We start from the raw sequence: 248 nt of genomic DNA, 5'->3' as shown, positions 1-248 counted from the left end.
GGTGAGCCATGAAGGATTCGAACCTTCGACCCTCTGATTAAAAGTCAGATGCTCTACCAACTGAGCTAATGGCTCATTTTGAAAGTGGTGCCGGCTAGAGGACTTGAACCCCCAACCTACTGATTACAAGTCAGTTGCTCTACCAATTGAGCTAAGCCGGCTTGCGATTTCAAAATGGTGGCTCGGGACGGAATCGAACCGCCGACACGAGGATTTTCAGTCCTCTGCTCTACCGACTGAGCTACCGA

At 50.4% G+C, this 248-nt stretch carries 2 tRNA genes; both read right to left on the bottom strand.

The window, feature by feature from the left end:
- Nucleotides 1–2: 2 nt before the first annotated feature.
- Nucleotides 3–75: transfer RNA gene (locus JDS92_RS30365), tRNA-Lys, on the bottom strand.
- A gap of 10 nt (nucleotides 76–85) precedes the next feature.
- Nucleotides 86–161 (bottom strand) — tRNA-Thr (locus JDS92_RS30360).
- Nucleotides 162–248: the final 87 nt, after the last annotated feature.

The organism is Bacillus cereus group sp. N12, from assembly GCF_016483575.1.
In the GTDB taxonomy this organism is placed as follows: Bacteria; Bacillota; Bacilli; order Bacillales; family Bacillaceae_G; genus Bacillus_A; species Bacillus_A toyonensis.
This window is presented reverse-complemented; position numbering and strand designations above follow the sequence as displayed.